28 protein-coding genes are annotated in these 24,896 nt (G+C 40.6%); 11 read left to right on the plus strand and 17 right to left on the minus strand.

Features of this window, described 5'->3' with window-relative positions; translation table 11 throughout:
• Positions 1 to 25 precede the first annotated feature (25 nt).
• The 3 genes from cyaB to E3E24_RS05080 are packed head-to-tail and all read right to left on the minus strand — an operon-like array spanning position 26 to position 1,565.
• On the minus strand, positions 26 to 547 hold the full coding sequence (cyaB, locus tag E3E24_RS05070; protein WP_167885436.1) for a class IV adenylate cyclase: 522 nt from the start codon (positions 545 to 547) through the stop codon (positions 26 to 28).
• Entirely contained in the window at positions 548 to 1,030 is a 483-nt protein-coding gene (locus E3E24_RS05075; RefSeq protein ID WP_167885435.1) for an Lrp/AsnC family transcriptional regulator, read from the minus strand.
• Between the two features lies 1 nt (position 1,031).
• A complete protein-coding gene (locus E3E24_RS05080; RefSeq protein WP_167885434.1) occupies positions 1,032 to 1,565 on the minus strand; it encodes a UbiX family flavin prenyltransferase in 534 nt (177 codons plus the stop codon).
• A gap of 150 nt (positions 1,566 to 1,715) precedes the next feature.
• Here E3E24_RS05080 and E3E24_RS05085 point away from each other — a divergent pair, with 150 nt between their 5' ends.
• Positions 1,716 to 2,522 (plus strand): diadenylate cyclase, encoded by an 807-nt coding sequence (locus E3E24_RS05085; protein ID WP_167885433.1) that lies wholly within the window; start codon positions 1,716 to 1,718, stop codon positions 2,520 to 2,522.
• Positions 2,523 to 2,544: 22 nt separating this feature from the next.
• On the opposite strand, the gene E3E24_RS05090 is transcribed toward E3E24_RS05085, so the two are convergent.
• The 4 genes from E3E24_RS05090 to E3E24_RS05105 form a co-directional block, all read right to left on the minus strand.
• Positions 2,545 to 3,786: a sugar phosphate nucleotidyltransferase gene (locus E3E24_RS05090; RefSeq protein ID WP_167885562.1), complete on the minus strand. Its 1,242-nt coding sequence runs from the start codon at positions 3,784 to 3,786 to the stop codon at positions 2,545 to 2,547.
• A 96-nt stretch (positions 3,787 to 3,882) separates the two neighbouring features.
• A complete protein-coding gene (locus E3E24_RS05095; RefSeq protein ID WP_167885432.1) occupies positions 3,883 to 4,152 on the minus strand; it encodes a DNA-binding protein in 270 nt (89 codons plus the stop codon).
• 21 nt (positions 4,153 to 4,173) lie between these two features.
• Complete coding sequence (gene feoB, locus E3E24_RS05100) at positions 4,174 to 6,171, minus strand: ferrous iron transport protein B (protein WP_167885431.1); 1,998 nt, start codon at positions 6,169 to 6,171, stop codon at positions 4,174 to 4,176.
• On the minus strand, positions 6,171 to 6,413 hold the full coding sequence (locus E3E24_RS05105; RefSeq protein ID WP_240912538.1) for a FeoA family protein: 243 nt from the start codon (positions 6,411 to 6,413) through the stop codon (positions 6,171 to 6,173). The genes feoB and E3E24_RS05105 overlap by 1 nt, the downstream gene beginning before the upstream one ends.
• A 257-nt stretch (positions 6,414 to 6,670) precedes the next feature.
• Here E3E24_RS05105 and E3E24_RS05110 point away from each other — a divergent pair, with 257 nt between their 5' ends.
• From E3E24_RS05110 to E3E24_RS05120, 3 genes are read left to right on the plus strand one after another with little or no spacing between them, the layout of a single operon-like run.
• Positions 6,671 to 7,039 (plus strand): DUF4870 domain-containing protein, encoded by a 369-nt coding sequence (locus tag E3E24_RS05110; RefSeq protein WP_167885429.1) that lies wholly within the window; start codon positions 6,671 to 6,673, stop codon positions 7,037 to 7,039.
• A gap of 36 nt (positions 7,040 to 7,075) precedes the next feature.
• Positions 7,076 to 7,885 carry a 7-cyano-7-deazaguanine synthase gene (locus E3E24_RS05115; RefSeq protein ID WP_167885428.1) on the plus strand — a complete coding sequence of 270 codons (810 nt, stop codon included), beginning with the start codon at positions 7,076 to 7,078 and terminating at the stop codon, positions 7,883 to 7,885.
• Positions 7,857 to 8,843 (plus strand): AIR synthase family protein, encoded by a 987-nt coding sequence (locus E3E24_RS05120; RefSeq protein WP_167885427.1) that lies wholly within the window; start codon positions 7,857 to 7,859, stop codon positions 8,841 to 8,843. Before E3E24_RS05115 ends, E3E24_RS05120 begins: the two co-directional genes overlap by 29 nt.
• Here E3E24_RS05120 and E3E24_RS05125 read toward each other — a convergent pair whose 3' ends face one another.
• Together E3E24_RS05125 and pepQ are read right to left on the minus strand one after the other, a co-directional pair.
• Entirely contained in the window at positions 8,844 to 9,914 is a 1,071-nt protein-coding gene (locus E3E24_RS05125) for an mRNA surveillance protein pelota (RefSeq protein ID WP_167885426.1), read from the minus strand.
• Positions 9,915 to 9,999: 85 nt separating this feature from the next.
• Positions 10,000 to 11,043 carry a Xaa-Pro dipeptidase PepQ gene (gene pepQ, locus E3E24_RS05130; protein ID WP_370520464.1) on the minus strand — a complete coding sequence of 348 codons (1,044 nt, stop codon included), beginning with the start codon at positions 11,041 to 11,043 and terminating at the stop codon, positions 10,000 to 10,002.
• A 100-nt stretch (positions 11,044 to 11,143) separates the two neighbouring features.
• Here pepQ and E3E24_RS05135 point away from each other — a divergent pair, with 100 nt between their 5' ends.
• Genes E3E24_RS05135 through E3E24_RS05145 form a run of 3 tightly spaced genes read left to right on the plus strand, consistent with a single transcriptional unit; the run spans position 11,144 to position 13,727 of the window.
• The gene (locus tag E3E24_RS05135; RefSeq protein WP_042679753.1) at positions 11,144 to 11,401 is read left to right on the plus strand and encodes a 50S ribosomal protein L35ae; all 258 of its coding nucleotides are present in this window, start codon (positions 11,144 to 11,146) and stop codon (positions 11,399 to 11,401) included.
• A gap of 49 nt (positions 11,402 to 11,450) precedes the next feature.
• Positions 11,451 to 12,590, plus strand: coding sequence for a tRNA (guanine(10)-N(2))-dimethyltransferase (locus tag E3E24_RS05140; RefSeq protein ID WP_167885424.1), 1,140 nt, complete (start codon positions 11,451 to 11,453; stop codon positions 12,588 to 12,590).
• Between the two features lie 42 nt (positions 12,591 to 12,632).
• Positions 12,633 to 13,727: a VIT1/CCC1 transporter family protein gene (locus E3E24_RS05145; RefSeq protein ID WP_167885423.1), complete on the plus strand. Its 1,095-nt coding sequence runs from the start codon at positions 12,633 to 12,635 to the stop codon at positions 13,725 to 13,727.
• 2 nt (positions 13,728 to 13,729) lie between these two features.
• On the opposite strand, the gene E3E24_RS05150 is transcribed toward E3E24_RS05145, so the two are convergent.
• The 4 genes from E3E24_RS05150 to E3E24_RS05165 all read right to left on the minus strand — a co-directional run bounded on the left by E3E24_RS05150 (position 13,730) and on the right by E3E24_RS05165 (position 16,656).
• Positions 13,730 to 15,094 (minus strand): MATE family efflux transporter, encoded by a 1,365-nt coding sequence (locus E3E24_RS05150; RefSeq protein ID WP_167885422.1) that lies wholly within the window; start codon positions 15,092 to 15,094, stop codon positions 13,730 to 13,732.
• A gap of 46 nt (positions 15,095 to 15,140) precedes the next feature.
• Positions 15,141 to 16,145 carry an ABC transporter substrate-binding protein gene (locus E3E24_RS05155; RefSeq protein ID WP_167885421.1) on the minus strand — a complete coding sequence of 335 codons (1,005 nt, stop codon included), beginning with the start codon at positions 16,143 to 16,145 and terminating at the stop codon, positions 15,141 to 15,143.
• Positions 16,146 to 16,225: 80 nt separating this feature from the next.
• The gene (locus E3E24_RS05160; RefSeq protein ID WP_167885420.1) at positions 16,226 to 16,414 is read right to left on the minus strand and encodes a 50S ribosomal protein L37e; all 189 of its coding nucleotides are present in this window, start codon (positions 16,412 to 16,414) and stop codon (positions 16,226 to 16,228) included.
• A gap of 11 nt (positions 16,415 to 16,425) precedes the next feature.
• Complete coding sequence (locus E3E24_RS05165) at positions 16,426 to 16,656, minus strand: LSm family protein (RefSeq protein WP_167885419.1); 231 nt, start codon at positions 16,654 to 16,656, stop codon at positions 16,426 to 16,428.
• A 182-nt stretch (positions 16,657 to 16,838) separates the two neighbouring features.
• Between E3E24_RS05165 and glyS the strand changes: the two genes are divergently transcribed.
• The 3 genes from glyS (at position 16,839) to E3E24_RS05180 (ending at position 19,471) form a co-directional block, all read left to right on the plus strand.
• The gene (gene glyS / locus E3E24_RS05170) at positions 16,839 to 18,551 is read left to right on the plus strand and encodes a glycine--tRNA ligase (RefSeq protein WP_167885418.1); all 1,713 of its coding nucleotides are present in this window, start codon (positions 16,839 to 16,841) and stop codon (positions 18,549 to 18,551) included.
• Positions 18,552 to 18,683: 132 nt separating this feature from the next.
• The gene (locus E3E24_RS05175; RefSeq protein ID WP_167885417.1) at positions 18,684 to 19,196 is read left to right on the plus strand and encodes a DUF402 domain-containing protein; all 513 of its coding nucleotides are present in this window, start codon (positions 18,684 to 18,686) and stop codon (positions 19,194 to 19,196) included.
• A complete protein-coding gene (locus E3E24_RS05180; RefSeq protein WP_167885416.1) occupies positions 19,193 to 19,471 on the plus strand; it encodes a DUF167 family protein in 279 nt (92 codons plus the stop codon). The genes E3E24_RS05175 and E3E24_RS05180 overlap by 4 nt, the downstream gene beginning before the upstream one ends.
• Here the strand turns inward: E3E24_RS05180 and E3E24_RS05185 are convergent.
• The 4 genes from E3E24_RS05185 to E3E24_RS05200 all read right to left on the minus strand — a co-directional run bounded on the left by E3E24_RS05185 (position 19,468) and on the right by E3E24_RS05200 (position 23,903).
• Positions 19,468 to 20,112 carry an alanyl-tRNA editing protein gene (locus tag E3E24_RS05185; protein WP_167885415.1) on the minus strand — a complete coding sequence of 215 codons (645 nt, stop codon included), beginning with the start codon at positions 20,110 to 20,112 and terminating at the stop codon, positions 19,468 to 19,470. The genes E3E24_RS05180 and E3E24_RS05185 overlap by 4 nt on opposite strands.
• A gap of 81 nt (positions 20,113 to 20,193) precedes the next feature.
• Positions 20,194 to 21,630, minus strand: coding sequence for an exodeoxyribonuclease VII small subunit (locus tag E3E24_RS05190; RefSeq protein WP_167885414.1), 1,437 nt, complete (start codon positions 21,628 to 21,630; stop codon positions 20,194 to 20,196).
• A 111-nt stretch (positions 21,631 to 21,741) separates the two neighbouring features.
• On the minus strand, positions 21,742 to 23,028 hold the full coding sequence (locus E3E24_RS05195; protein WP_167885413.1) for a dicarboxylate/amino acid:cation symporter: 1,287 nt from the start codon (positions 23,026 to 23,028) through the stop codon (positions 21,742 to 21,744).
• A 128-nt stretch (positions 23,029 to 23,156) separates the two neighbouring features.
• Positions 23,157 to 23,903, minus strand: a complete 747-nt coding sequence (locus E3E24_RS05200; RefSeq protein ID WP_167885412.1) for a biotin--[acetyl-CoA-carboxylase] ligase — start codon at positions 23,901 to 23,903, stop codon at positions 23,157 to 23,159.
• A gap of 96 nt (positions 23,904 to 23,999) precedes the next feature.
• On the opposite strand from E3E24_RS05200, the gene fba reads away from it, so the two are divergent.
• Complete coding sequence (gene fba, locus E3E24_RS05205; protein ID WP_167885411.1) at positions 24,000 to 24,845, plus strand: class I fructose-bisphosphate aldolase; 846 nt, start codon at positions 24,000 to 24,002, stop codon at positions 24,843 to 24,845.
• Positions 24,846 to 24,896: the final 51 nt, after the last annotated feature.

Below are 24,896 nucleotides of genomic sequence, written 5' to 3' on the forward strand. Positions count from 1 at the left end.
TATAAAATTCCAAAGAAGAAATATTTTACTCTTTCTGTACATATTTGGGTAATTCTTTAAGCATCTCTTGATATAGTCTTGGCTCTACATCTTCTTTGCTTAATCCTAACAGCTTTGCAACTTCCCAAATCCTTTTCTTGGCTTTTTCAATATCATCGCTCATAACCTCTATGTCAAGAAAATCCCCAAGTCCTTCAACGTGATTGAGCTCAAAAGTCACATCACCGAGTTTGTAAACATACCGATGTTTCTTAACCCACACATCTTCCTTAAATCCTAAGCGCTTTAGAATGATCTTCATCTTTTCAAAATCTTCGACTTTCACTTCAATTTCATCGAACTCCTCATTTTTCTCATCCTTAATATCTTTGTATCCGAGAATGACTTCATTTAGATTAACAATCCGTCTGATTCTTAAAAGTCGTTTTGGAGAGAGGGAGAAATACAAATCTTCTTGAATCTCTTCTCCTACAAATTCAGCTCCAAGAGCTTCAATTTTCTTTTTAATTTCATCTAGATTAACCCTAAATTTTATCTCGATCTCCATTTAAATCCCCGCGAGAAATCCAATGATTTCCTCACCCTTCTTGAATGTCCTAATTGGGAATACCAACACTTCTTTTAGAGTCGGTATGCTCCTTATGTTGTCCTCTATGAACTTATCGAGCTTTTCTTGGGTTTCTTCTCCGACTAGGGCGACAATCTTGTCTTCTTCACTCTTAGCAACCATGAGAACATTTGGCAACATTGCAAGGGTCTTTGTTATATATTCGAGATACCTCTCAAGGAAGTCCTCGATAACGGGCTTCTCAACTCTTAAGATTAGGAAAGCAACGTGTTTAGGTCTAAGGCTTTCTCCAAGAATAATCGTGTATCTCTCTATTATTCCTCTCTCTTGAAGTTTTTTAATCCTAAAGTGTATAGTGGACTCTGGCTTGTTTAGTCTTTCGCTGATCTCAGAAATAGTCAACCTAGCATCCTCTTTAAGAAGTTTCAATATTGCCCTGTCCAAATCATCAAGCTGTAACATTTTATCCCCCCCACCTTTTGTATAAGTTATGACTGATACCCAAAATGTCTAAGATTTTACCAATTATAAAGTTTATCATATCGTCTAAATTTTTAGGATTATGATAAAATCCTGGAGATGCTGGCATGATAATGCCTCCTGCTTGGGTAATTTTCAACATGTTTTCAATATGGATCAGATTCAAAGGAGTCTCCCTAACCAGCAAGACTAGCTTTCTCCTCTCCTTTAAAGCCACATCCGCAACCCTAGTTATCAAGTTGTCAGCGTAACCATTGGCTATAGCACTTAATGTTTTCATTGAACATGGAGCAATTACAACGGCATCAAACTTATATGAGCCAGAAGCAATTGGTGCAAAAAGGTCATTTTCCCCATAATCTGGCCTAAAGTCAATCCCAACTTCATGGCGAATTACTGCCAAACCCGTTTTTGACGCAACTGTAATAACATCATGACCCAACTCCCTCAGCGTTTCTATGAGTCGAAGCCCATAAATTACTCCGCTGGCCCCAGTTATTGCAACTACGATTTTCATGCTCTCACCACGAGTAGTGTTTTTAGAGCACACTTCTACTAATTCGTATGTTATCCAAACTATTAAACGTTTTCCATAAGGACACAAAATGATTTTTCAAACAAACAACTTTATAAATATCCTCTAGAAATGCTATAAATAGGTGTAAAGATGGATAAAGGAAGGCATACCAAACTTCTCATCAATAAAGCCTTGGAGATTATTAACGAAGTCGATGCTAGAGCACTGGTCATAATAATACCTTCCTTTGAAGGAGAACTCCCTGAATTAGATGTGCCAGTAATAGTAGTCGGGAAAGATTTCGATGTATCTAATCCTAGAATTAAAAAAATCCCTTTACCCCTTTCTCTAGGAATAAAGAACGTTATAAACCTTGTTTCTGCGTTTCTTATTGAAAACAACATCATTTCTGATGGAGAAACCTTTGTTTACGTTACCCCAAACACTCTTGGAGTAAGAACAGTTAAAAAAGGAATAGCTACTATAAAAGGCTTCTTTGAGGAAGCCCAAACAGTTCTCCAAAGGCTACTTGAGATAGCGGTAGAGCTTAGCCTAGAAGGAAAAGAAGGCTACCCGGTGGGAACAATATTTGTAGTTGGAGACACCAAAAATGTCCTAAAACATTCCCATCAGATTATTCCAAATCCTTTTAAAGAACATAGACTGAATGTTTTGGACAAAAATGTAAAAGGGATAATCAAGGAATTTGCTATGCTCGATGGGGCCTTTATTATAAGCAGCACTGGGAGAATCTTAGCAGCAGGCAGATACCTAGATGTTAATCCAAAAAAACTTGATGTCCATTTGCCACCGGGATTAGGAAGCAGGCATCTAGCTGCTGCCAGTATCTCAAAGAAAACAAAAGCAACGGCCATAACACTCTCAGAGAGTGGGGTGATTAGAGTTTTCAAGAATGGCGAAATAATTCTTGAATATAATCCGAGAATGAGATACTGAATCAAAATAAAGAAGAGAGGCCTCAGAAGAGCCATTGGTTCTCAATACACTCATCACACGGTGGCTTTTCGCCGGCAATTGCCTTGAACTTCTTGTAGATACACTCTGGCAGGCCGAGAGGACATCTGTCTGGAGTAAGCTCTGGTCTAACTTTTGTTGGGTCGAGTTTTATCTTGATGTATGCTTCATACTCTTCAACCTTCTTCCATGGAAGAATCTTTGCTCCATAGATCACTAAGTTGTCATAAATCTTTGCATAGTCACCAACAACTGCTCCCTCTTTAAGAATGACGTTCTTTCCTATCACTACCCCTTCTCCAAGGATTGAGTCCTTAATTTCGCTTTTCTCCTTGATTATGTCGCTTCCAATGAGAATTGACCTCTTCAAGTATGCCTTGTCCTCGATTATTGTGTTCGGTCCAATGTAAGTGTAAGCCTTAATCTTTACTCCATGTCCTACTTTTGCTCCGCTGTCAATGTAAACTGGCCCTTGAATCTCAACGTCCTCCGGAACTTCAGCATCCTCTTTTATCGTAAAGTATCCATCTTCCCTCGCAATTTCATCAAGAGCTATCTGGTGGGCATAGAACAAGTCTTCTGGGGATCCTAAATCAACCCAATAGTTATCCTTTGACATCTTATAGCCATAAACCAAGCCTTGGCTTACAAACTTTGGAAGAACTTCTCTCTCGAAGTAAACTTCCTTGCCCTTTGGAATTTCCTTCAAAACCTCTTTACCTACAACATAAATTCCAGCATCAATTAAGTTTGTCTTTGGTCTCTTCGGCTTCTCTTCAAACTCTATCACCTTTCCTTCCTCATCAGTTATCACAACACCATACTTCTCTGGGTCATACACTTTTGTCAGAGCTACTGTTATTAGACCATCGTTCTTTTTGTGAGCTTCAATGAGCTCTGCAAAGTTAAAGTTCGTGAACACATCTCCATAAATCACTAAGAACTCGTCGCTGACATATTCCTCAACGTTCTTAAGCGCTCCACCTGTCTCCAGGGGCATTGGATCATTAACGAATCTTATGTCCTTTGGATAATCGCTCATTTTTTCCTCTATAAACTCTCTAATCTCTCCCCTCATATAATGAACGGAGAGAATTATTTCGTCAATCTCTTTAACTTTCTCTAAGCTCTCTAAGAGGTACTGCAGGTTCGGCTTTCCGAGAACCGGAACCATAGGCTTTGGTCTCGTTGATGAAATTGGCCTTAATCTTGTTCCAAATCCTCCAGCAAGAATAACAGCTTTCATTAACACCACCGATAATAATTAAAAGAAAGCCTCTTATATATTTTGCTCCTCGGGTGAGAATGTTGAGTAGAGAGCTATTAGACAAAACTAAGCATGCTATTCCCTTAAATCAACTCTAAAGCTCTTCTCAGAAACGTGGTAAATCTGCCCTTTGAAGCGGATGCAACTTCCGGGACATATCTTCTTTAGCGGACAACGTTCACATATAGAGCTTCCAAGCTCAACCTTTTCCACATATCCCAAACTTTCAAGGATTTTGATTATCCCTTCAACTTCCTCAACATCTAAGTTGAGCTTTTCCGCGATCTCTCTAGGATTACTGACTCCCTTTTTTATCAGCTCAAACACACTTTCAAGCTTTCCCATTGCATAATCCCCCAAAAAACATTAAAAACTAAGCAGGATTCCCAAATTGTAAACCAGAATACCCATCACAGTCGCAAGGATTAAGTTATATATCACAGCTACAAGTGCCCACTTTGTTCCTCCTTCGGCTCTTATTGCTGCAATAGTTGCTATACAAGGGAGGTAGAGCGTTGTTACCAGACTCAAAACAAATGCCTGCAGTGGCGTCATTGCCTGTCTCATCAAGACAGCTAGAGCCTCTTCGCTCTCACCAACTCCATAAATTACACCGTATGTTGCGATAACATTTTCTTTAGCGATTATACCAAAGATTAAGCTAACTGCAGCCTTCCAATCCAAACCCATAAGCTTCGCCAAAGGCTCAAATGCTCTGCCAAGCATTTCTACATAGCTCAAACAAGTACCAACTGGCTCAGGATGGCTACTCAGATACCATATTGCCACTGCTCCAGCAAGAATTACTGTTCCAGCTTTTCTTAAAAACTCCTTACTTCTCTCCCACGAATGTATTACAACACTCTTCCAGGAAGGAATGAGATAGTCAGGGAGTTCAATTATGAACGGACTCTCTTCTCCCTTAACAACAAGTCTACCCAGTATCAGCGCTGAAATCAGAGCCAATCCGAGAGAGATTGCATAAATGCTAACGGCAACTAATGCTTTGTGCTCCTCAAAGAAAACTCCAGCGAGAAATGTTATGACAACCATCCTCGCACTGCATGGAACCAATGGATTAATTAGCATTGTTAAAATCCTATCTCTTTCATCGTCTAAAGCTCTGGTAGCCATAACAGCCGGGACATTGCACCCAAAGGCTAAAACCATTGGGATAAAGCTCTTTCCGGGCAAGCCGAACTTCCTCATTATCCTTTCCATGACAACAGCTGCTCTAGCCATGTATCCGGAGTCCTCAAGGATTGACATGGCAACGAAGAGCAAGAATACTAGTGGGAAGAAGCTTAAAACTGAGCCAACACCACCAATTATCCCATCAACTACCAAACCTCTAAGGGTTTCATTTGCTATATGACTTCCGACCAAATCCCCTAAAGATGCAAAGAGTAAATCCAAAGTTTCCTGCATGGGTGTTCCAATTGTAAAAACAAACTTAAAGAGGAAGTAGAAGATGATAAGGAGGGAGATCATACCATAAATTGGGTGAGTTAGGATTTTATCAAGCTGATCACTTATTGTTTCTTTCTGCTCAGCAAAGTGAGTAACGAACTGATGAATTAAGTTGTCAATGAACTCATACTTCTGGTTAGCAATGATTATGTCAAGGGAGCGCTTGTAATATTGTTCAAGCTCGCTTATGTGCTGCAGAATCTCGTCCATCTTTCCTTGTCCCAACTGCTTCAAAACAAGCTTTATTACTTCTTCATCTCTCGTGAGAAGCTTTATAGATAACCACCTTACGTTGTACTTTTCAGCCAGAGGGGTTTCTTTCAGAATCTCGCTTATGTGGGAGATTTCTCTTTCAATGATTTCATCATAAACAGGAACAACGGGATTAGTTGTGATTTTTCCATCAGCCATAGCAACAATCGTTCTCTTAAGCTCCTCAATTCCAATACCTTCCTTTGCATTCGTCGGCACGACAGGAATGCCAAGAACTTTCTCCATCTTCTTAAAATCAATGACAGCACCTTTCTTTTTCGCTAAATCAATCTTGTTTAAAGCAATTATCACGTTTTTAACGCCCATCTCAAGGATTTCCATTGTTAAGAAAAGGTTCCTCATCAAACATGAAGAATCAATAACGTCAACTATGACATCGGCATTTCCTTCAAGAATGAAGTTCCTCGCTATAAGCTCATCAATAGAATGAGCTGTCAAAGAGTATGTTCCAGGCAGATCAACAACCAGAAACTCCCTATCTTTATACTTCATGATCCCTTCTTTCTTCTCCACAGTAACTCCCGGCCAGTTGCCAACATGCTGTCTCAATCCAGTTAAAGCGTTGAATATTGTAGTCTTGCCAACATTTGGATTGCCAGCGAGAGCAACAACCTTTAGCATCAACGCTCCCTCCTGACGATGATTTTGTCAGCTATTCCTCTGCCGAGTGCTATTCTTGAAGAGCCAACAGCTATGATTATTGGCCCTGGAGCAGAAGACTTAATCACCCAAATCCTAGTCCCAGGAGTAATCCCCAAGCCTAGTAATCTCTGCCTCGCTCCCACGCCTCCTTGAATATCCACTACAACTCCTCGCTCTCCTTCCCTCATTTGACTTAAACGAACATACATGAACATCACCATTAGGTTAACCTAATTTTAATATTTCCTTTATAGGAAAGATTAAAAACTTTTGGTAAGCCTAACAAAAGGATTAGGTTTGAACTTTGAAGTAATAAGGATTATTTTTCAGCCATGGAGGTTTGAAAAGTAACTTGCATATTATAAAAAAAATACTTGCAAAAAAATTTAAATAAATTAGTGTTTTCTTGGAATTTTAGAAAAGTATTTAACTAAGAAAGTTAAAAATAATTTGATATATTGTCATGTGAGGTGGGAGTATGGAAAAAGATGAAAGTGGTGTTATAAAAAAGAGCGAAACTTCTTTGGGACTTGAAGAAAACGTTGAAGCAGCTTTAGCATATGTGCTTGGGTTTTTGACAGGTATAATATTCCTGTTGTTAGAAAAAGAAAGCGAATTCGTCAGATTTCACGCAATGCAGTCAACGATAACGTTCCTAGGAATTTTCATACTACAACAACTGTTGAGATTTATTCCATTCCTAGGTGGAATACTAGCTATGCTTTTAAGCCTTGTCGGCCTTGTCCTATGGATCTTAGGCATAGTTAAAGCATACCAAGGAGAATATTACAAGTTCCCAATTGTCGGAGGCATAGCAGAGAACCAAGTTAAAAAAATGAGCAGCTGAGGCAAATTTTTAAAGCCTCTCTTTTTACTTTATACCATGCTTTCAGAAGTGATAAGAGAGATTGAGCAGTTTGCAAAAAACACTAGACTTTATGAAAAGAAAATACTTCTCATGTTTTCTGGAGGAAAAGACAGCAGTTTAGCTTTATATATTATGAAAAAAGCTGGTTTAGATGTTTCTGCCCTAACTTTCTTCCATAAGTGGAGCTGGAGAGAGCCTATGCTGTGGGCAATAGACTTCACTAAAAAGCTTGGAGTTAAGCATTATCTTGTCGACATAACAGAAGGACTCCTCAAGAATTCAATTGGAAAGAAGGGTCCAATATGCATTCACTGCAAAAAAGTTATGATGAGGAATGCCTACTGGTTCGCAAAAATTAACGGCTTTGATATTTTGGCAAAAGGAGACAATGCAAATGACAAAATAATCGGGGCTCTGCTCGATCAGTGGAAGGGAGATATAAGGCTGAGTGAAATTCCGAGAATTGGAATTCCGATATTCAGACCTCTGATAAAGTATACTGCTGAAGAAGTTGAAAAGCTTGCGGAAGAAGCGGGGATAAAACCTTACAGAATGTATGAATATGGAAGAAGGAGGCAATGGAGAGAGGGCTGCCCCCTGCAGTATATTGACAAATTTGAAATCATTAAGCGAGAGTACCTCGATTTGGCTTATGAAGTGAACTACGAAATAAGTAAGCTTGCAAGAAGATACAAGGTTAGGATGAGCGTGAGAGTGCCGAGTTTTGAATTGCTTTGTCATGGATGTAATGAGGAAATTTTGAAAGAAACTGGGCAAATCGTGAGGAGGTTCAAAAATGTTGCCGCTCGGGAAAATAAGAAGTGAAGTTCTAAATGAAATTATTTTGCATAACCTTAACATTGAAGATCCGAAAGTTTTTATCGGTCCGAGAGAGGGCTTTGATGCCGCAGTTCTTGAATATGACAATGAAAGTTATCTGGTCATAGCAACTGATCCAGTTCTAGGCGTTCCAAAGGAACATTTTGGATTCTTCACATATCATTTCGCAGCAAGCGATGTTGCAGTTTTTGGCGCTGAGCCGAGATGGCTGGTTGTTGACTTATTGTTACCCCCTGGTTCCACTAAAGAAGAGCTCGCTCAAATAATGGAGGAACTCAATGAAGAGTGCAGAAAATACAGAACAGCTGTAATCGGTGGGCATACGGGAGTTTACACCACGACTAAAGAAACAACTGCTACCACAACGGCACTTGGATTTGTGAAGAAAGAAGAGCTGAGATTACCGTTAGCAAAACCCGGGGATGATATAATAATAACGAAGGGCGTTGGGATAGAGTTTGCCGTTGGAGCGGCTTACTTTAAAAAAGAGAAGATTAAGGGGATTCTAACTCCTAGTGAAATAACCAAGCTTAGAGAGATGTACAAGCTTGAAACTGTCGTCCCTGATGCCCTAGCTGTAAGAAAGCTCGTGAGAGGGATGCATGATGCAACCGAAGGAGGTTTAACAGCCCTTCATGAGATAGCCGACAATTCAGATGTTGGCTTTAGAGTCTGTTATGATAGAATTTACATCCCGCCTCTCGTCAAAAAAGTCCTTGAAGCTTTTGATGTGAATCCTTTAACTGTCTCATCAACCGGAACGCTGATAATAATTTCTCCTAAGGAGAATTCCTCAAGAATAATCAAGGAGCTATCTAACAATGGAATTAAAGCTTTCATCATTGGCAAATTTACAGAAGAAAAAGACAGAGTTTTAGTGAAGAACAGCGAAGAGGAGGAGTTCCCAAGATTTGAAAGCGATGCCTATGCCGAGATTTACTAATCACTTAACCTTATATCTCAACAGTGCAGCAATTCCTCCCAAAGCTTTCAGCTTTTCACCGCCCTCATGCTCCGAACTAACAATTACTATCTCCCCCCTCATCTGTCTGACGAACTCCATAAGCTGCTCAATCTTTTCTCTCATCCCCCCCTTCAAAAGCTCATCTAAAACGAGTAGAGTCTCAATTGCTCCATAATTCGCTGCTTCTTCGACCTCTTTTATACCATAAGCCACCAATCCATTCTTTGCAATCTCCTCTATGACCTTCTCCACGAGCTGAATTTCCTTTGCGACTCTGTTTTCATGGTAAACTTTGTCAACGGTTCCTCTCCTAATGACCTCATAAATCCCTGTTCTTCCTGTAACACTCGTGTCCTCAATTACAACACGCTTTGCTAACTCCGGATAATTCTCCTGAAGGAACTTGTAAAAGTTCTCTTTCACAAAGCCGGGACCAGCAACAATAGCTTTATCCACCTTTTCTCTCTCCATAATTTCAACCATTGTCTTTGCTAAATCGTGGAAGAACTTCATTTCCTCAGCTTCTCTATTTGTGGTGTATCTCTTTCCCCCAAGGTTATGTCTTATGTTGGCAATTATATCAACGCCATATTCTCTCACGAGAGCAATATCAGCCTCACCATCGTCCACAACAACAATCATAATTCTCGCTCTCTGAGAAGCTTCAACGGCCTGCTTTAACCTTTCCAACTGGTGAGCCTTCCATTTAGGCTTTTGAATAGTGATAACGCTGTTCTCTTCAACTGCTATTGTGTGATACTTGCCAAGGGGAACTTCCTCTCTTGAGGCATAAACTATTGGACCAATAACCCTCAATGCATTTGCAAACTTGTGGAAGTTGATTTTTTCAGCTCTAATACCCAAAAACACTGGAATTGCTTGGACCTTTTCTGGTCTAAGGGAATCACTTCTCTGACTTTGCTTTCTGAGGGTCTTTGCATAAACTACATCTCCCTCCTCAATGATGTGATAGAGATGCCAGAGGTCATCGAGAGTTTCAGCTTTAACTTTAATCTTGCCCTCCTTGGGATTCTGGTCAAGTATTTTCATTCTCTCACCTCCCTTTGAGAATTTGGAAAAATGCTTTTAAATACTGTTGGATGGTAACAAAAGAATAGAGAAAGAAATGCCCAACTCAGATAAGCTCTCTCTCCATCTTTGTGAGCCTCTTTGCTTCATCCTTCGTTATAACAACTGTATCCTCAATTCTGACGCCACCAAGCTTTGGAATGTAAATTCCTGGCTCAATCGTTATGACCATTCCCTCTTTGAGAACAGTCTCATCGTACTGGCTTATTCTCGGAGGTTCATGAATTTCTAACCCAACTCCGTGACCAAGGCTGTGGATAAAGTAATCACCATAACCATATTCCGCTATGATGTCCCTTGCTATGCTGTCGAGTTCTTTCGCAGTCATTCCTGGCTTAGCTTTTTCAACAGCTGTCTTTTGAGCCTCAAGAACTATCTCATAAATCTCCTTCTGCTTCTCATTGGGTTTTCCAACAACTATGGTTCTGGTGATGTCAGAATTGTAGTGCCTATAAAGTGCACCTAAGTCTATGACAACCAAATCTCCTCTCTCAATCCTCTTATCGCTTGCAATCCCATGAGGGAGAGCTGACCTATAGCCGCTGGCAATGATTGTATCAAAGGCTGGCTTTTCAGCACCGTTCATCTTCATAACATACTCAACTTTTGCTGCTATTTCCCTTTCTCTCTTCCCTTCGCTGATTTCTTCAATAGCTGCCATAACAGCCATGTCAGCTAATTCACACGCACTTTTAATTATCTCGATTTCTTCTTTGGTTTTTACGATTCTAAGGTCTTTTATAACATCATCAATGCTCCTGAACTCCTTTATCTCAGCTTTTTCTTTAAGTCCATTCATGAAGGAAAAGCTTGTTGAACCTTCAATTCCCAAAACACTGTAAGGTTTGAGCTTTTCATAAAGTTCTGGCAGTCTCCTAAACTTTTCAACTGGTAGTTCAGTTTCTTCCTTTGTTGCTTCATATTCAAGTTCGGGAACATAAATTATAGCCTCATCAGGGGTAACAACCAAATACCCCCCAGCTAACGGAGAAGCTCCAGAAAAGTAGAACAAGTTTTCACGTTTAGAGATGAGCGCTACATCAATTGAGTTCTCGTTTATAAACTTTTGAAGCTTCTTTATTCTTTCCATTTTCATGATCACCACCAAAGCTGAATAGCTAAGAGAGAATAAAACCCTTTCCATCAATAAATTTAAAAGCTCTCTTCAATAGGCATTAACGGTGAGAGCGATGAAGGGGATAGTGTTAAGCTACATGAGGAGTAAAGAAAATCAGCACAACCACCACATGATTATCAAGCCTCTCGGAATTGAGAGCAGAGAAGAGGCAGCAAAGCTCATAGGAAAGAAAGTCATTTGGAAGAGCCCGAGCGGAAAAATCATTGCTGGCAAAATTGTCAAGCCACATGGAGTTAGGGGCGAAGTTAAAGTAAGGTTTGAGAAAGGTTTACCCGGACAAGCTCTTGGGGATTACGTCGAAATTCTCTGATTTCTTTTCTTCCTAGCCTAAGCTTTTTGTAAAAGAGATTGGTGATATCATGGAGCTAATAGAAATAAGTGAAGGAAAAGCAAGGGTTCTTATTCCAAAAGCTGAACGTATTTATGATGCTCCAGTTTTTTACAACCCAGTGATGGCTCTGAATAGGGATTTGAGCGTCCTTCTCCTCAAGGTTATTGAAGTGAAGAGAGTTTTAGATGCTTTAAGTGCCACAGGTATTAGGGGAATTAGGTATGCTTTAGAGACACCAGCAACTGAAGTTTGGATGAACGACATAAATCCAGACGCATTTAAGCTGATAATTAAAAATCTAGGGCTTAACTTCTCCGGTAAAATTGAGATACATGAGAAGAAAGCAATTTTAAAAGGGAACAAGGTTTTAGTCGCAACAAACTTGGATGCCAACAGATTGATGAATGAGCAATTCAGGTACTTTGACTTCATTGATTTAGACCCCTTTGGTTCTCCAATGGAATTCCTTGACTCAGCTTTAAGGAGTGTAAAGCGGAAAGGAGTTTTGGCAATCACTGCAACAGATACAGCACCCCTCTGCGGCGCTCATCCAAAGGCATGTCTAAGAAAATACAACGCAGTGCCAATAAGAGGTGAGCTCTGCCATGAAGCTGGGCTGAGGATTTTAATAGGAACCGTTGCGAGATATGTTGCAAAGTACGACATGGGCTTTGAGGTTCTTTTTGCGTATTACAAAGACCACTACTTTAGGGCATTCTTAAGGTTTAAAGATGGAGCAAAGAAAGGGGATGATACTTTAGAAAAGCTCGGATATCTGTATTTTGATGAAAAGAGCGGAAAGTTTAAGATTGAGAGAAGCTTTTTGCCGAGTAAACCTAAAGCTTATGGACCTTTATGGCTTGGGGAGCTTAAGAATCAAGAAATTGTTGAAGAGATGCATAAGCTAGCAGAGAAAGAAGAGATTGCAGAGAAAAAGAAAGTGCTGAAGTTTTTAGGAATTGTCAAGGAAGAACTCGATGTTCCCTTTTTCTACGACACTCATGCATTAGCGAGGAGAAACAATCTTGAGGCTAGAAAAGTTGCCAAAATCATCGAGATTCTTGAAGAAGAGGGCTACAAAGCAACGAGAACTCACTTCTCACCAACGGCTCTAAAGACAAATGCTCCTTTTGAGGAAGTGCTTGAGGCTTTAAAATCATTACAGTAACCTTAATTAACTCTTTTTGTTCAGCTTTTTAAGGGATGGAAGATGGACGAGATGATAAAGTCAGCACTTCAATTCTACAGAGATGAATACTCAGACTCAGTTCTCTACGCTCAGCTTGCTAAAATTGAGAAAGACGAGACTTTAAAGGAGGAATTTCTGAGACTTTCAAACATTGAGGCAAAGCATGCAAAGTTCTGGCACGATTTCTTAGCAAGAAGAGGTGTTAAAATACCTAAAGTAAAGGTTAGCAAGCTTTCACTTTATAGCACAAAACTCCTAAGGAAAATTTTAGGGCCTGGTGCTGTTGCTTCGCTCCTTGAGATGGGAGAGAACAGTGCAATCCAAAAGTACTTCAAATTCCTCACGGCATATCAAGAGAAGCTCGATGAGGAAGATAGGAAAGAGTTAAGTGGAGTCATCCTAGATGAGCTCGAACACGAGAAGTTCTTCTACGAGAGCAAGAGACGGCTCCACGTTGAAAACATCCGAGATCTGGTTCTCGGTATGAATGATGGTCTCGTAGAGATTCTTGGTGCAGTCACTGGATTGTCAGCAGTTTACGTTTACAATCCCAAGCTTGTTGGAATCAGCGGTCTCATCGTTGGAGTTGCTGGAGCACTCTCAATGGCAATTGGAACTTTCATATCAGTCCGCTCTCAGAGACAAGTAAACGAGAGCATTAGGCAGAGAATGGAAGTCCTGTTCAGAGTTTCCCCGGATAGAGCGAAAGATGAACTTTTAGACAAGCTCCTAGAAAGCGGAATGCCTGAGGAAGTTGCAAAGGAAGTTGCTGAAAAGCTCTCCTCAAATCACGATGCAATAATTAAGCTGCTCGTTCAAGAAGAGGACGAGAATGAGGTAAGGGCAGCACTATACACTGGAATTTTCTACCTCATTGGTGTGGCGTTCCCAGTTACGCCTTATTTCTTTGCGTCCTCATCTCTAGTTGCTCTGCCTTTCTCGGTGCTACTAGCTGGAACAGCGCTGGCAGTAGTTGCAACTTTCATCTCAATACTTTCCGGAATTCCAATAAGAAAGAAAATCACAGAGATGGTCACCACTGGGTTGGGAGCTGCATTTGTGAGCTATCTCTTCGGAAGGCTTATGGAAGCCTTGTTCCACGTTTCGACGCTTTGATTTCAAACTTTTATGTACTTCCACTTCCCCCTCTTGAATATCCACCAAAACATTGCTGCACTTGTAAACGTTTCAAGGCTCATTGCGATCCAAGCGGCAATAACGCCAAGCCCCTCAAAGCGGAATGAACCTATTGTAAATCCAAATCCCAAAAGATAAGCTGGGAGGATTCTAAAGAGCAATTTGCTAACTGCAGTTACATACATGGGACTCCTCGTATCTCCTGCACCTCTCAAAGCTCCGCTGAGAACAAAGAGCCAGCCTAACGGGATTTCACTTATACCTACAATCATGAGGTAAATTGCAGCCAAGTGAATGACTTGCCAATAATTGGGGTCGCTTTTTGTTATGAAAGGCATAACAAGGTATTTTGGAAAAGCAATCAAAACCACAGCCATGACGCTCATGAAAGCGGTTACCATCTTCAACGACTCGTATACAACTTTCTCAGCTTTCTCTGGATTTCCTTCACCTAAGCTCTGCCCAACCAAAGCTGATGTGGCAACATTAAAGCCAAAAGCTGGCATATAGGCTATGCTCTCAACCCTCAAGCCGACCTGATGAGCAGCTAGAGCGATCGTTCCAAATCTTGTAACAATGCTTATGTAAATGAAGTTGTAAAAGCTGAAGATAATTCTCTCAATAGTTGCTGGAATTCCAATTTTGAGGATTCTCCTAATCATGCTGATATCAAATCTAAGCCTAGGTTTAAGCTTCAAAACAAGCCTGTCGCTTAAGAAGAGGAACATACCAACGATAAACGCTGCTGCAATTGAAAGTCCAGAAGCCAATGCGGCTCCCTTGACTTCTAATCTCGGAAAGCCGAATTTTCCAAAAATTAGAAGATAGTTCAAAATCACATTCAGCACATTCATCAAAATGCTTAACTTCATTGGTGTTTTTGTATCACCAGCCCCTCTCAAAGCCGAAAAAGCTGCAAAACCCATGAAATTAATAGGGTAAAATAAGAAGTATATCCTAATATATTCATAACCAAGCCTAACTACGTCTTCACTAGCTCCCATTATTCTAAGTGCATCATCTCCAAAGAATAAGCCGACCAGCATAACCGGTATTCCCATGAGAAACGCAAGATAAATTCCCTGCTCCAGTGTCAAGTTTGCCATTTCGTAATTTTTGGCACCGATAAATCGAGCAACTAAGGCCAAGACGCCAGCGGAAACTGCAAACATCAGAGGCATCATAAACCATGCGAACTGCCCACCTAAGCCAACACTTGCAATTGCCAGAGAGCCTAGCTGTCCTACCATTATCATGTCAACTAAGTTGACTAGGGTTTGGGAGATGTTTGCTAATATTGCTGGCCATGCAAGCTCCCACAGCTTCTTCCTTAATTCGCCGTCCATAGTGATCACTTAGATGAATGTCTAAGCGATAAAAAGAGAATAGAAGTTAAAAATCTTGCGATAAGAAAAGCTTTTCAAGGTTGAACACTTTGAGACCAAATCTGTTTAGCATCTCTTCAACTTGCTTTTTTGTGAGTTTATAATCATAGATAAATCCTCCAAAGCTCTCCATTACAAGCTCCTCTTTAAAGCCCATAATCTTAACAATGAGCTTTATGGCTTCCTCCTTTCTTCTCTCTAAGTTTTCAGTGTTGTACTTAAATTTTTCAAAAAACTCATCGAAAAGAGTCCTGTTAACATTTAAAAAGCTCAAATTAACTCCCAACGCGCAGCAGGGATACTTTCCAAAATAATCAGAGTAATGATAGACATTGAAGCCCTTCTTTTTAAGTAGGCTGAGATATGGCTCCCAAATACTCAACCCATCAGTCTCGCCTCTAAGGAGGGACTCCACAGCAGTCTCAGGATTCTTAAAATACGTTACTTTGATATTCTCCAAGCCTTTTCTCTCAAGGAACTGCTTCAGCATAGTTTCCATCGTAGAAAGCTCAGAAGAAGCAATGGTTCTCCCTTCCTTGAGCTCTCCTCTCATAACAAGTCCACTGCCAGCAAATCCACAGCCAGAAACAATTTTAATGCTTTTCATTAACAAAGCATAAAGGATTTGAGTAATTAGCGGTGAACATGCTAAATCGACCTTTCCTATCGCCAGGGCATTTGTAAGCTCAAGGGCTGAGTCGTAAATTAAGACTCGAACATTATACTTTTCCTTTAAATCATGAGCTGTCAGAAGAGCATGAGGATATTCAACAGCTCTTAGAAGCCCAAGTCGGAGAGTGCCTTTAACGGGAAAAGGTGCCTCATCAATGATCCATATTCTGTATGCTTTTTTCCCAATGTTCTTTTTCACAATAAGATTCTCTTCTTCAAGACTTTCTAAGGCTTCAGCAATTGTTGAGCGGGAATAGCCTAGATTATACAGCTCACTCTGCAAAGCACCATCATGTCCTTTTGATTTTAAATAGCTCAAAATGTCATCTTTTGCACTCATAGTTTAGAATTCAAAGCAAAGATTTATAGAGTTATCCCTAGCAAATTAACCTAGTGCAGAAAAGCAAAATAAAAAAGAAATCAGTGGACGTTCTTAGCTTTCTTCCACTTCTTTGACCAGCTGTACTTCCTTAATCTTCTACTCCTTCCAAAGCCACAAGCAGCGCAGTAGCCTTTTCTAATGTTGTAGGCTTTTCTTCCACATCTTCTACACTTTATGTGAGTAGGAGTCCTATTCCTCTTTCCATGGGGTGCTGTTCCGCTTCCCACCGAGAATCACCTCACTCAGTTTCTACTGGTGAAATAGCCAACACATTGTCTCCTCTAATTACGATCTTGCCATATTTTTTCGTTACCTCGCCGCCCTCAATAAGCTGAGCGTCTGCAAGGACAACATTCAGGTGAATGTCATAACCGATAAGCCTGCCTCTAAACTCGAATCCCTTCTTAAGGATTACCAAAACATCCTTGTCCAATGACCTGTGTATAACATCAAGTGGTCTTTCCGCCATTTCTCTTCCCTCCTAAATAATCAAAGCTAAAGCTCACATTCATAACGGGAAAATTGGTTTATAACTCTTTCGTATCACAGCCTTAATAATGTTCTATTAAGCATCAACTTTGATAAAATGCCAAAGGAGTTTCCACAAAGTTTTTAGGATTTTGGGCCATCACACCTTAAGGTGGTGAGTGCATGAAGATAGATAAGTATGAAATCCTCTCAGATTTGATGAGAAGAAGGGGCTTTGCATGGGGGAGCTTTGAGATTTATGGGGGAGCGAGAGGTTTCTACGATTACGGTCCTCTTGGAGCAACAATAAAGAGAAAGATTGAGCGTAAAATCAGAGAGGCTTTCCAGAGAGAGGGCTTTTTTGAACTTGAAACTCCAGACATAACTCCTGAGGAAGTTTTCATAGCCTCAGGACACGTTGAAAAGTTCGTGGATCCACTAGTTGAGTGTACCAAGTGCCATGCAAGATACAGGGCAGACCACCTTATTGAGGAGAACTTGGACATTGATGTCGAAGGATTGAGTGCTGAAGAGCTTACCAAGATAATAAGGGAAAACGGCATAAAGTGTCCCCAGTGTGGTGGAGAATTGAGCGATGTATGGTATTTCAACTTGATGTTTGAGACATATATAGGTCCTTACAAGGATAAGAAAGGTTATTTAAGACCGGAAACCGCTCAAGGTATTTTCGTGAACTTTAAGAGACTCAACGCTTTTGCGAGAAACAAGCTCCCATTCGGTGTGTTCCAGATTGGAAAGGCATACAGAAATGAAATTTCACCAAGGCAAGGGATGATTAGGCTTAGAGAGTTCACTCAAGCTGAGGCTGAGATATTCTTCAATCCAAAAGAGACAGAGCATCCGCACTTCGATGAGGTCAAAGATGAGGTTGTTAGGCTCTATCCAATTGAGCATCAGCTCAAGAACCTTGGCGAGATTGAAATAACGCTTGAAGAAGCAGTTAAGAAAGGCTATGTCATGAACACGTTCTTTGCTTATTACATGGCTATGGTGAAGAGAATTCTACTTGATATCGGCATTCCAGAAAAGGCGATAAGATTCAGGCAGCAGCTTCCAGAGGAGAGAGCACACTATTCGAAAGATACTTGGGACGTTGAAATTTACAGCGAAAGATTCGGATGGATTGAATGTGTCGGTATCGCTTACAGAGGAGATTACGACTTAAGCAGACACATGAAGATGAGCGGTGCCGATTTGACAGTTATGATCCACTATGATGAGCCGAAGATTGTAAAAAGGCTCAAAGTGAGCCTAGATATGAAAAGAGTAGGTCCAAAGCTCAAGAAAGATGCAAAAAGAATCAACGACAAGCTCAAAGAGATGAGCGAGGAGGAGCTCAGAAAGCTTGTTGAAGAACTTGAAGAGAAATGTAAAGTCAGCATTGAGGGTTATGAGCTTGAGAAGGAGGACTTCATAATCAAAGAAGTTGAAGAAAAGATAACCGGTGAAAAAATTGTTCCTCACGTCTTAGAGCCAAGTTTCGGTATTGACAGACCGTTCTACCTCCTCCTTGAGAACTCACTAACAATTGATGAGGACGGAAGAATTTACCTCAAGATAAAGAAGGACATGGCTCCAATAGAGGTTGCCGTTCTGCCATTAGTTGCAAAGGAACCACTAACAACGATAGCTTACAACGTCTTTAGGACGCTCCAGAAAGCGGGATTCATAGCAGTTTACGATGAGAAGGACACAATCGGAAGGAGATACGCAAGATACGATGAGATTGGAACTCCATACTGTGTAACCATTGACAACCAAACACCGGAAGACAACACCGTAACAATCAGAGACAGAGATACGAGGGAGCAAATTAGGGTTAAGATTGATGAATTACCAAAGAAGCTGAAGGAGCTTATCTTTGGCTCCTCTTGACTTTTCTCCAAATTATTCTTGCCGCAGTGAAAAGAACAACACCACTCAGGAAGCCAAAGAGATAATTCCATTAAGTTTCAGTACCATTAGTATAGCTGAGATTTTTAAACCTAAAATGCAATTAAATATGCAATGAGTCAAAAAATCCATCTCATCTACAAGCGCATTCCGAACAGAATTCTTGAAAGATACGATGAAGTGATAGATGACCTAGGAGATATTATTGTTGCCAAGTCCAAATTTTATGGAATGCTTGCACCCCTTTATGTAAATGGAGTTAAGGTCATTGAAAATGAATACACAATGATTTACTTCGCCTTTATCGGGCAAAATTATGATATCCTAAAGGTCTATGATAAAGAGGGCAACTTCAAAGGTTTCTATGTTGATGTTTTAGCCTACACAAAGAGATATGGAGACACTTTAGAGATGCTCGACCTATTTTTAGATATATTTATCTTCCCAAATGGCGAAGCTTTCCTTTTAGATGAGGACGAGCTTGAAATGGCTCTCAATTATGGTCTAATCGACAAAGAGACCTTTGATTTCGCCTACAAAGTTGCAGATGAAATAATGAGGGCTGTAAAAGAAAAGAAGTTTCCTCCAAAAATTGTTTGGGAATACAGTCTGGAGGGGAGAGAATGATAAAGCAAACAAAAGATGGTGTTATTCTCCTCGTCCATGTCCAGCCAAATGCAAAAAAGAACAGCATTGAGGGAATTGACAAGTGGAAGGGAAGGATTAAAATAAAAGTTAGTGCTCCTCCAGTTGGCGGGAAAGCCAACAAAGAATTAATAAAGTTCCTCTCAAAGCTCCTTGGAAAGGAGGTTGTTATAATACGTGGAGAAACTTCAAGGGAAAAAGACTTGCTGATTAAAGGAGCAAGTATGGAGGAGGTAAAGAAAAAGCTGGAGATTTAATCCTCAAGCCATATCTCCAGCCTCTGCTTGCCTTTCCCTATGCTTGAGCGCTTTAGCTTTTTAATATGCCCAATCTCCTTAATATCCTTTACATGGGTTCCACCGCATGGGAGGATTTCAAAGTCCCTGATTTGTGTGAGCCTTTTCTCGCCTTCCCACCAAATCTTAACTTCTCCGCCTTCGTCCACATACTTATTGAAAAGCTCAATAATCTGCTCTTTGTATTTGTTAACGTTTTCTGGGTAAAGAATGTCATATCTCCCCTTTTCGACACTCATTCCGCTACCGTAAAGCTGCCATTTGCCCTTGCCGAGAACTTCATTCAACACATGATCCAAAAGGTGCATTGCTGTGTGAATGCGCATGAGCTTATAGCGGTAGTCCCAGTCTATCTTAAGCTCAACATCATCCCCCACATTAAACTTCTCTGGCTCTTCTACGACATGCCAAACATTGCCTTCTTCGTCTTTGTAAACGTCCAAAACTTGAACATCGTTTATTGTTCCTCTATCATGGGGTTGTCCTCCACCTGTTGGATAGAAAATAGTTTGGTCCAAAAGCAGAGCATTGTTCTTTATTTCAACGACTTTGGCTTTTGCTTCTTTCAAATAAGCATCTTCATAGTAAAGCTTCCTTGTCATGTTTATCACCTGAAGAAAAATTTGCGTATGAGTATAAATGCTTATCGTAACGTTAAAAAAGCATTAAAAGAAGAAAGGGAGTCACCTTCTCATAATCAAGAAGATTGCTGCTCCTATAAGCACGATTGCACCAACTGCAGCTCCTATCTGTTTATAGCCGAACCTTTGAGAAGTTTCTGGGAGTGTGAATTTGATGTATGCCCTGCTGACATTTGCAAAGAGTTTTTGGATATCCTCTTGAGGCGCACCGTAGCGAATGAAAACATTTGTGGTTACCAAGATTCTGTTCCCATCAACTAATGTTGTTAAAGTGAACTTATTGCCCTTAAACTCCCTTGTTAAGTTCTGCGGAACTTCAACAATTTTAGCGTCTTTTGGAAGGATAAACTCAATCTTTAGAGTTTGATTTATTTCATTCTGAGCTCTGTATCCGATGTTATAGAACATATATCCCAGAGTTGGGTCAAAAGAGTATTCATATGTTCCGTTCACTCTTTTTGTGAAGTTCTGGACAACATAATTTGCTTCAATAATTAAAGGTCCTGTCTCGTTTAGTCCCAAAATTTGAACATTTGCCTTGCTGACTTTAATTCCTTGACCTCCAAGCGCTTGTATATTATTCTGGAGAATCAAATTAGTAACATTCTGAACTCCCATCAGATTTATCTGGAGTTTCATAAGCTGGACTTGATCTTTTGGCTCGATGTACGTGTCTTTTATGAACAAATTGGTTGTTCCATTTGGTAGAATTTCAGCTCTCAAGTACTGCTCAGAAACTACTTTCTGATACTGCTCCTCTTCTCCTGGTTGAGGTGTTGTGTATCTAACATAGAATGTATTGTAATCACCAAAGAGTGCTCTAAATCCTTCGGGTTTGAGAAACGGTTCAAGGTATATATCCGAGGTTACAATTATCTTGTTACCTTCAACCTTTGAGCGAACATAGAACTTGCTCTGGTTGTATTCCCTTGTTATGGGCCTCGGATACTCCAAAAGCTTCGCATCTTGAGGAAGCTCAATTATGAAGACATTGTGAAGCTCAACTTCATAAGGTAAGCCAGTGTCTGGAATTGGAGCAGTTCCATATCCTCTAGTCGGGTCAACTATAATTTCCCAGTAACCATCATATGAATAGTATTTTGCGAACTTCTCTGCAACAGCTGTAAAGATCACTGTTAGGTTGTTACCCTTATCAAGACCCAAGATCTCCAAGCTTTGGTTAGTCGTTTTTATTCCATAATTTGCAAGACTTGCGATGTATCTCTCAAGTTGTTCTTGCTTATACTTCTTAATTGCCTCTTCCTTCGTGAGATTAGTTTGATTAAGTATCTGTTCAATCTGCTTTTGTATTTCATCTTTAGGCTCAAGCCATGAAGTCCTCAAGGTTATTTGAGCATCCCCATTGTCCAAAACTTTAATTGTGAACACAAACTCCTCCTTATAGAACGGAACCTCTTGAGCATAAGCCATTGAGATGCCCAAAAGGAGGACTATTAACAGCACACCCAACTTTCTCATTCCACATTACCTCCATTACTAGTGTCCTAAGAATAGCGTTATGTTGGAGTATTTAACGTTATCCCCAAACTCCAAGAAAACGGAAAAAGTAACAAAAGGGAAGAGAAGAAATCACTGCCACTTGCTCAAGTCAAGCTCACCCTCAGTCTTTGCAACGATTGTGGTACCAGTTAAATCACCAGTAACGTTGACCATTGTTCTACCCATGTCCAAGATAGCGTCAATACCGAGAATCATTGCATATGCTGCGGCAACGCTTGGCTCTGTTAGCGGAAGCCCAACGCTCTGGAGAACCATCGCAAGCATTATTGCACCGGCTCCGGGAACACCTGCTGTACCGATTGAAGCAAGAACTGCTGTGAGAACTATTGTGAGCTGCTGTCCAATGGTGAGGTGCTGGCCTATTGCAAGGGCGATGAAGAATGTACAGACACCTTGATACAGAGCTGTTCCATCCATGTTAATTGTTGCACCGAGTGGAAGTGTGAATGAGTAGATGCCCTTGCTTATTCCCATTTCCTCCTCAGCAACTCTCATTGTAACTGGTAAAGTACCGCTTGAGCTTCTTGTAACGAATGCTGTAATCATGGCATCTTTAGCCTTCTTGATGAACTTGATTGGATCGAGTCCAAAGACCTTGAGAAGCACAAAGTAAACGAGGACTATCTGGAGGATTAAGCCAAGGTAAACTGCCACAACAACCTTTGCTAATTGGCCAACAACTTTGACTCCCTGCTCAGCCATAACATAGGCAATCAATGCGAAGACACCTATTGGAGCATATTGCATAACACCGCCGACGATCTTGTACATAGCCTCTGCGAGACCGTTTATTGCCTTGAAGAGCGTGTTAGCACTGTCTCTGACGAGCTCATCCTTGCTGTTCATTAGGTATGTGATTGCTATTCCGAGGACAATTGCGAAGAATATAGTTGGCAGAACCTGTCCGTTTGCTAAAGCACTGAAGGGATTTGTTGGGATTATATTGAGGAGCGTCTGAACCATTGAGGGAGCTTCCTTTGGCTGGAACTGTGCACCTGTTGCAAGCTGCAAGCCAAGACCTGGTTTGAAGATTCTTGCCATTATTATACCAAGCATAACGGCAAACGCTGAGGTGATTAGATAATAGACAACGATCTTAATTCCAACCCTTCCGAGTCTAGCTGGGCTTATGCTTGCTGCACCAACTACTAGCGATGCAAAGACTATTGGCATAACTAACATCTTCAGCAGTCTGACAAAGAGGTCACCGAAGGGCTTAATGTAGGTCTTGACGGCATCTGCATATCCTAGATGCCCCATAATCAAACCAAAAATTGCACCGAGAATCAAGCCAGCCAAAATCTTCTGAAGCACTGGAATGTCGAGATAAGTCCTCAAAATCCCCTTCTGTGCCATGGTTGCCCACCTCTATCTAAGTGCCTCCTTCAATGGACGGCAATTGACAGTTATGTTCATTGGGTATATTAAATTTTCTATTTGTCTAATATCATATCGACAATTGATTATAAAAATGATGAACAAACTCAGGCAAATCTGAGGGACACATCACCGTAGTAGATCTTTCTTAGGATGCCATTCTGCTTGATGATTAGAGCACCATCTTCGTCAATATCAACAACAACTCCAATTATTTCACCCTCATCTGTAATAATTCTAACATTTTTGCCGATTACAGTGCTATGCATTCTCCAACTGTCTAAAATTTTGTTATGATTTCCCTTTAGAAATTCGAGATACCACTTGTCCAATTTATTAAAGAGATTTTTAACGACCTCAACAAGAGAAACATCATGTCCGAGGACTTCTCGCATAGATGTTGCAGTATTCTTCAGCTCCTTGGGAAGCTCGTTGTTGACATTCAATCCAATGCCCAAAATCACATATTCAACTCTGCTCTCTAAGTATTTTCCTTCACTTAAAATTCCGCAGATTTTCTTTTCATTAACAAGAACATCGTTCGGCCATTTTATTTTCCCTTTGATTCCAAATTCAGCTAAAGTCTCAACAACAGCGAGTGCTGAAATAAACACGAGCTTTGTGATATGTTGTGGGTGAACATCTGGCTTTAGAATAACACTCATCCACAAGCCGCCTCTTGGAGATGACCAAGCTCTCAGCTTTCTCCCTTTTCCTCTTGTCTGAACATCCGCAACAATCACTGTACCCTCCTTTTCCTGGGGAGCTATCTTTTTGGCAAATTCGTTCGTGGAATCTACCTCTTGAAGATATATGACCTTTTTCCCTATGATTTTTGTATTGAGGTTTAGCATGAGTGCCACCAAGGAAGTTTTCATAAATTTTAACTATTTAACTTAACGGCAAAGCTTAAATTCACAAAAATTGTTATATCACTCAGGGTGATTAGTGTGGATGCATTTCAGAATGTTGGAATTAAACGAAGACTCAAAAGGTTCTTTAGAAGAGATGGCAGAGCTTTGATATTCGCTATGGATCACGGCTTTGAGCATGGTCCAACGGATTTTGAAGAAGTTTGGGAGCATATAAAGCCGAAGATAATCATAAGAAAGGTCGTTAGAGCGGGCATCGATGGCGTTATGATGCTGCCAGGAATCGCAAGAATTGCTGCTGATGAGTTGAAACCAGATACCGGTTTGATGATCAAGCTCACGAGTAAGACAAATTTAAGACCAAAGGAAGACCAGCTTTTGCAGAGCCCCCTCGGCTTTGTTGAAGATGCCATTAAGCTCGGGGCTGATGCAGTTGCGGCGACAGTTTACTGGGGCTCACCTTATGAGGACATAATGATGAAGCAGTTCGCTGAAATCGCGAGCATTGCTCATGACTTTGGACTGCCCGTTGTTCAGTTCGCTTATCCAAGAGGACCCTACATCAATGAAAAATATGGCAAAAAAGAAGACTATAGAGTTGTAATGTATGGAGCAAGAGCAGCAGCAGAAATGGGTGCAGATATGATTAAAACTTACTGGACTGGTTCAAAAGAGACGTTTGCTAAAGTTGTTGATGCAGCTGCCGGTGTTCCCGTCCTTCTAAGTGGAGGAGCAAAAGCTAAGAATCCTTTTGAATTCTTGAAGATCGTTTATGATGTCATTGAAGCCGGCGGAGCTGGAGCAGTCGTTGGCAGAAACATATTCCAGCGTGAAAATCCAGAACCTATGATTAAAGCTTTGCTTAGAGTAATTCACCGCAACGAAGAGCCCGAAGAGGCTGCAAAAGCTGAAGGATTAATCTGATTTCACTTCTCTTTACTTTTACCCAATTTTGATCAAAAAAGTGTAAAAAGT

The organism is Thermococcus sp. LS2, assembly GCF_012027375.1.
GTDB lineage: Archaea > Methanobacteriota_B > Thermococci > Thermococcales > Thermococcaceae > Thermococcus_B.

Coding starts and splice junctions, on each gene's coding strand:
- cyaB (WP_167885436.1), bottom strand. CDS start 547: ATGGAGATCGAGATAAAATTTAGGGTTAATCTAGATGAAATTAAAAAG.
- E3E24_RS05075 (WP_167885435.1), bottom strand. CDS start 1,030: ATGTTACAGCTTGATGATTTGGACAGGGCAATATTGAAACTTCTTAAA.
- E3E24_RS05080 (WP_167885434.1), bottom strand. CDS start 1,565: ATGAAAATCGTAGTTGCAATAACTGGGGCCAGCGGAGTAATTTATGGG.
- E3E24_RS05085 (WP_167885433.1), top strand. CDS start 1,716: ATGGATAAAGGAAGGCATACCAAACTTCTCATCAATAAAGCCTTGGAG.
- E3E24_RS05090 (WP_167885562.1), bottom strand. CDS start 3,786: ATGAAAGCTGTTATTCTTGCTGGAGGATTTGGAACAAGATTAAGGCCA.
- E3E24_RS05095 (WP_167885432.1), bottom strand. CDS start 4,152: ATGGGAAAGCTTGAAAGTGTGTTTGAGCTGATAAAAAAGGGAGTCAGT.
- feoB (WP_167885431.1), bottom strand. CDS start 6,171: ATGCTAAAGGTTGTTGCTCTCGCTGGCAATCCAAATGTTGGCAAGACT.
- E3E24_RS05105 (WP_240912538.1), bottom strand. CDS start 6,413: ATGGTGATGTTCATGTATGTTCGTTTAAGTCAAATGAGGGAAGGAGAG.
- E3E24_RS05110 (WP_167885429.1), top strand. CDS start 6,671: ATGGAAAAAGATGAAAGTGGTGTTATAAAAAAGAGCGAAACTTCTTTG.
- E3E24_RS05115 (WP_167885428.1), top strand. CDS start 7,076: ATGCTTTCAGAAGTGATAAGAGAGATTGAGCAGTTTGCAAAAAACACT.
- E3E24_RS05120 (WP_167885427.1), top strand. CDS start 7,857: ATGTTGCCGCTCGGGAAAATAAGAAGTGAAGTTCTAAATGAAATTATT.
- E3E24_RS05125 (WP_167885426.1), bottom strand. CDS start 9,914: ATGAAAATACTTGACCAGAATCCCAAGGAGGGCAAGATTAAAGTTAAA.
- pepQ (WP_370520464.1), bottom strand. CDS start 11,043: ATGGAAAGAATAAAGAAGCTTCAAAAGTTTATAAACGAGAACTCAATT.
- E3E24_RS05135 (WP_042679753.1), top strand. CDS start 11,144: ATGAAGGGGATAGTGTTAAGCTACATGAGGAGTAAAGAAAATCAGCAC.
- E3E24_RS05140 (WP_167885424.1), top strand. CDS start 11,451: ATGGAGCTAATAGAAATAAGTGAAGGAAAAGCAAGGGTTCTTATTCCA.
- E3E24_RS05145 (WP_167885423.1), top strand. CDS start 12,633: ATGGACGAGATGATAAAGTCAGCACTTCAATTCTACAGAGATGAATAC.
- E3E24_RS05150 (WP_167885422.1), bottom strand. CDS start 15,094: ATGGACGGCGAATTAAGGAAGAAGCTGTGGGAGCTTGCATGGCCAGCA.
- E3E24_RS05155 (WP_167885421.1), bottom strand. CDS start 16,145: ATGAGTGCAAAAGATGACATTTTGAGCTATTTAAAATCAAAAGGACAT.
- E3E24_RS05165 (WP_167885419.1), bottom strand. CDS start 16,656: ATGGCGGAAAGACCACTTGATGTTATACACAGGTCATTGGACAAGGAT.
- glyS (WP_167885418.1), top strand. CDS start 16,839: ATGAAGATAGATAAGTATGAAATCCTCTCAGATTTGATGAGAAGAAGG.
- E3E24_RS05175 (WP_167885417.1), top strand. CDS start 18,684: ATGAGTCAAAAAATCCATCTCATCTACAAGCGCATTCCGAACAGAATT.
- E3E24_RS05180 (WP_167885416.1), top strand. CDS start 19,193: ATGATAAAGCAAACAAAAGATGGTGTTATTCTCCTCGTCCATGTCCAG.
- E3E24_RS05185 (WP_167885415.1), bottom strand. CDS start 20,112: ATGACAAGGAAGCTTTACTATGAAGATGCTTATTTGAAAGAAGCAAAA.
- E3E24_RS05190 (WP_167885414.1), bottom strand. CDS start 21,630: ATGAGAAAGTTGGGTGTGCTGTTAATAGTCCTCCTTTTGGGCATCTCA.
- E3E24_RS05195 (WP_167885413.1), bottom strand. CDS start 23,028: ATGGCACAGAAGGGGATTTTGAGGACTTATCTCGACATTCCAGTGCTT.
- E3E24_RS05200 (WP_167885412.1), bottom strand. CDS start 23,903: ATGCTAAACCTCAATACAAAAATCATAGGGAAAAAGGTCATATATCTT.